At 41.3% G+C, this 3,573-nt stretch carries 3 protein-coding genes and 1 pseudogene (1 of these 4 running past the window's edge); all 4 read right to left on the bottom strand.

Translation table 11 applies throughout. The features are described 5' to 3' along the window. Positions 1–1,117 (bottom strand): 7TM diverse intracellular signaling domain-containing protein (locus tag L654_RS0112185; protein WP_024608146.1); only part of this gene is annotated, 1,117 nt, incomplete at its 3' end. A 112-nt stretch (positions 1,118–1,229) separates the two neighbouring features. Beyond that, on the bottom strand, positions 1,230–2,513 hold the full coding sequence (gene purD, locus L654_RS0112180) for a phosphoribosylamine--glycine ligase (protein WP_024608145.1): 1,284 nt from the start codon (positions 2,511–2,513) through the stop codon (positions 1,230–1,232). Positions 2,514–2,528: 15 nt separating this feature from the next. Continuing rightward, a complete protein-coding gene (locus L654_RS0112175) occupies positions 2,529–3,350 on the bottom strand; it encodes a class I SAM-dependent methyltransferase (RefSeq protein WP_024608144.1) in 822 nt (273 codons plus the stop codon). Between the two features lie 106 nt (positions 3,351–3,456). Beyond that, a pseudogene (gene purH / locus L654_RS01000000126015) lies at positions 3,457–3,573 on the bottom strand (bifunctional phosphoribosylaminoimidazolecarboxamide formyltransferase/IMP cyclohydrolase); it runs 1,463 nt beyond the window's last position.

Here is a 3,573-nt window from a genome sequence, read left to right as displayed (position 1 = left end):
GGGAGGTAAAGCTATAAGCCAAAAAGCCAGTGAGCTCCATAGGCTGTATTACCGCACCAAATATCAGCGGTATCCACGAAAGTACATAAAACTTAGCCCACCTAAAGCCGCTACGTAGCTTGTTATAAATTAAAATAATACAAACAACGTATAAAAGTGCCATTACACAAAAAAACAACGGGGCTGCAATGTACTCAGGAATAAATAGACTAGCTATAGCCATTACTGACATAAACAAAAGCAGTTTTACGCTCATTTTGTATCGCCAGCAATTGTCCTTGTGATAGCGTAAAAACATAGTACAAAAGGCGAGAGTGAAAAATGATATTGCGTAGTTAAAAAATATGACTTTTTCGTGAATATATAACTGCCATTGCACTGGCCATAAATAAAATCCAAAACCAAGCACTGCACCCAATAAGGTTAACGCACTAATGATATAGCCAATATAAATTAAATAAACACGGTCTTTTATGCCAAAATAAAGCACCAAGTTATAAAGCGCAGCCATCAATAGCACGCCTACAAAAATACCCCAGATCCCAGTTTGAGAGCGCACTAAGTCAATAAACTCTTTATCACGATATAAGTTTACAGGTGTTTTACTTATGCCGACTGTGTCTATTTTCATTACTAGGCGTTGTGATGATTTTCTTTCTACTAAAAAACGAATATGCGGTACGCTGTATTCAAACAAAGAGAGGGCTTCTTCTTTATCGCCGAGTTTGTATGTTTCAATTAGTTTGTTGTTTTTATCGAGGCGATAAATCGTAAGGTGATCGACCATAGGGTTGTCAAAATGTGCCACAACATTTTGCTTGTTAAGGCTTTTATTTTCTAAATCAAGAAACAACCAATAGTTTTGCTGGCTAAAACTCCATGGAACATCTGAAAATGGTTGATGAGTAAGTAACTCAGGTTGGTTAATAATGGTATCGAATGTTTTAGTTTTGGTTTCGTCAATATAGTAGGCGTAATCGAGGTACATTGGAGCCGTTTTATCAATTGTATATCGTGTAGGCACGACAAGGTTTGATGCCAATGTACTGATTATAAAAAATATAAATATCAGTATGGCAACAGCAATTGCATGGTAACGTAAAGTTCTTAGTTCCAACGTTAATTTACTTTTAAAAAACCTTTTAATTAGTGTAGCACTAAAAAAGCGCAGATAAACTGCGCTTTTGTAGTTAAATTAACTGGTTATACCAATGAATAGGTATTACAGGCTATTGCTCGCGTGCAATAGCACGGTAAGCTATATCAGTACGATATTCCATACCATCCCAGCTAATTTGTTTAACAAGCTCATAGGCGCGTTGCTGCGCTTCAGTAACTGTATTACCGAGTGCTGTTGCGCATAATACGCGACCGCCTGCGGTTACAACGTCACTGCCATTTTGTTTAGTACCGGCATGAAATACTTTTTCGCCTGCGGGGTAATCAACTTGCAGCCCCGAAATAACATCACCTTTTGGGTAATCACTAGGATAACCTTTAGCAGCAAGTACGACACCAACGGCTGCGCGTGAGTCAAACTCAATCGTTGTTTTATCAAGTTCTACACGGTTAGCTGCTTCAATCAATTCAACAAGATCTGACTGCAAACGTAGCATCATTGGTTGAGTTTCAGGGTCGCCGAAGCGACAATTGTACTCAATTACTTTAGGAGTGCCTGTTTCGTCAATCATCAAACCTGCGTATAAAAAACCTGTGTACGGATGGCCTTCGCTTGCCATGCCTTCTACTGTAGGTGTGATCACTTCGTTCATAATACGCTGGTGGATTTCATCAGTAACAACAGGCGCAGGTGAGTATGCACCCATGCCACCCGTATTAGGACCCGCATCGCCATTGTAAGCGCGTTTATGGTCCTGACTGGTAGCAAAGGGTAATACGTTTTTGCCGTCAACCATAACTATGAAAGAGGCTTCTTCACCGTCCAAAAATTCTTCAATAACAACACGGCTTCCCGCATCACCAAACGCATTACCCGCAAGCATATCGCGAATAGCGTCTTCAGCTTCACGCTCGTCCATGGCTACAATTACGCCTTTACCCGCAGCCAAACCATCTGCTTTTACAACTATTGGCGCGCCTTTTTCTTTTAAATAAGCAAGGGCAGGGTCAACTTGTTCAAACGTTTGATAGTCGCCTGTCGGGATTTTATGACGTGCTAAAAAGTCTTTAGTAAACGATTTAGAGCCTTCAAGCTGAGCTGCGCCCGCCGTAGGGCCAAAAATAGCCATGTTATGTTCACGAAACTTATCAACAACACCCAGTACTAACGGTATTTCTGGACCTACAATTGTAAGCTCTACTTTATTTTGCTGTGCAAAACTAAGTAAACCCTCTAAGTCGTCAACGTTGATTGCTACGTTTTCAAGTTTAGGTTCAAGTGCGGTGCCTGCATTACCAGGGGCTACAAATACAGTGTTTACTTTGGTGTTTTGAGCGGCTTTGAACGCAAGCGCGTGTTCGCGGCCGCCGCTGCCAATGACTAAAACATTCATGGCGAAAATTCCTATTTAAAGCGGTTTCTTAAATTTCAGCGTCATGCGGTCGCTTTCACCAATGGCTTTATATTTATCAGCATCTTGTTCGCCGAGTCTTAAGCTTGGTGGTAGCGTCCATACCCCTTTAGGGTGATCGGCTGTATCTTTTGGATTTGCATTTATTTCACTGCTTGCTACTAATTCAAACCCTGCTTGTTTTGCAAGCTCTACTACGTAGCTCTGCTTCATATAACCTGACGTTTTTTGATCTTCGTCAGCGCGCTCTTCAGCTAAACGGTGCTCAACTAAACCTAATGTGCCACCTGGTTTAAGGGCTTTATAAAAAGCTTGGAATGCACTTAATGCACCGCTTTTATCTTTGCCCATGTACCAGTTATGAACATTACGGAAAGTTAAAACCATATCGGCACTGCCAGCTGGCGCAATATCTAAATGTGTTACAGGTGCAAACTCAGTAATTTTAACGTTACTAAAGCGCTCATCGTCAGCTACTTTTTGTTTAAAGCCTGCAAGAGAACGTTGGTAGTAGCCAACTGATGAATCAGCAGGAAAATGCGCAGCATAATAAGTGCCTTGCTCTTTTAGTGCTGGCGCTAAAATTTCACTATACCAACCACCGCCAGGTGCAATTTCAACAACGGTCATGGTTGGTTTAAAACCAAAAAATGCCAGTGTTTGAGCTGGGTGGCGATATTCGTCACGAGCACTGTTTTTAGCACTGCGCTCACTTGATTTTAGTGAGTGCTCAAGGCTCGATTCGTGGTTATGGCTAAGTGCCATAGTCGATGTCATAGTTAGTGTGGCTACAAGTAGCGATTTTAGCGCAAATTTCATCATCTGTTCCTTCACATTATAATTTTAAATAGGTTATTGAATAGTCAGAATACGTGAATTTATAGCAAACAAAAAGGGCTAAACCAACGTTTAACCCTTTGTGTGATTAGTGGCGGAAATGGCGCATACCAGTAAGTACCATTGCCATACCAGCTTCATCAGCAGCTGCAATTACTTCTTCATCGCGCATTGAGCCACCAGGCTGAATTACCGCAGTAATACC

The organism is Pseudoalteromonas sp. TAB23 (genome assembly GCF_000498075.1).
Lineage (GTDB): Bacteria > Pseudomonadota > Gammaproteobacteria > Enterobacterales > Alteromonadaceae > Pseudoalteromonas > Pseudoalteromonas arctica.
This window is presented reverse-complemented; position numbering and strand designations above follow the sequence as displayed.

Coding starts and splice junctions, on each gene's coding strand:
- purD (WP_024608145.1), bottom strand. CDS start 2,513: ATGAATGTTTTAGTCATTGGCAGCGGCGGCCGCGAACACGCGCTTGCG.
- L654_RS0112175 (WP_024608144.1), bottom strand. CDS start 3,350: ATGAAATTTGCGCTAAAATCGCTACTTGTAGCCACACTAACTATGACA.